Below are 876 nucleotides of genomic sequence, written 5' to 3' on the forward strand. Positions count from 1 at the left end.
CAGTTACTGGATTACGGAAAAATACTGCTTATTGCCATTATTGCTTGGTTTATGTGGCGTTTCGGTATCAAACCTCAATGGGTTAAATACCGTAAAGCACAACAAGCCCAAGCTGAAGCCGAGGTTTTTGTTGCCACACAACTGAAAACCCCGCTCGTGGTTGATGAAGCGATTGATGAAGAAATGGATGAGCAAACACGCCGTCGCCTGACTCGTCAACGTGTTAGTGCTGAGATCCAAAGCCAACGTATCCGTGAAATGGCAGAAAAAGACCCACAAATCGTGGCAATGGTTATCCGTCAGTGGTTAGGAAAATCCCAATAAGTTTAAGTGGAACAGAAAAAAGTGCCGTCATGTTAATGACGCTCGGTGAAGACCAGGCTGCGGAAGTATTTAAGCACCTGAATCCTAAAGAAGTGCAGCAATTGAGTATGGCAGTGTCAAACATGCGCCAAATCTCAAATAACGAACTGGCAGAAGTATTAACTGAATTTGAAGAGTCAGCGATTCAATTCGCGGCACTCAATATCAACACGAATGACTATCTGCGTTCTGTATTGGTGAAAGCACTTGGCGAAGAACGCGCTGCAAGCCTACTTGAGGACATCTTTGAAAAACAAGAAACCACGTCAGGGATCGAAAGCCTCAACTATATGGAACCCCAAACCGTTGCCGATATTATCCGTGATGAACATCCGCAAATTATCGCCACTATTTTGGTTCACTTAAAACGCAATCTTGCAGCGGATGTCCTCGAATTATTCGAAGAACGCCAACGCAACGATATTATGCTACGTATCGCCACCTTTGGTGGTGTCCAACCTGCTGCATTGGCGGAATTGACCGAAGTGTTGAACAACTTACTGGATGGCCAAA

Annotated in this window: 2 pseudogenes; both read left to right on the top strand. The window is 44.9% G+C overall.

Features of this window, described 5'->3' with window-relative positions:
* Positions 1 to 324: pseudogene (locus tag A9O67_RS12960) on the top strand (hypothetical protein); the annotation flags it as partial.
* Positions 325 to 353: 29 nt separating this feature from the next.
* Positions 354 to 876, top strand: a pseudogene (gene fliG / locus A9O67_RS12965) (flagellar motor switch protein FliG); the annotation flags it as partial.

The sequence above is a fragment of the Tepidimonas fonticaldi genome (genome assembly GCF_001675355.1).
GTDB classification, from domain to species: domain Bacteria; phylum Pseudomonadota; class Gammaproteobacteria; order Burkholderiales; family Burkholderiaceae_C; genus Tepidimonas; species Tepidimonas fonticaldi.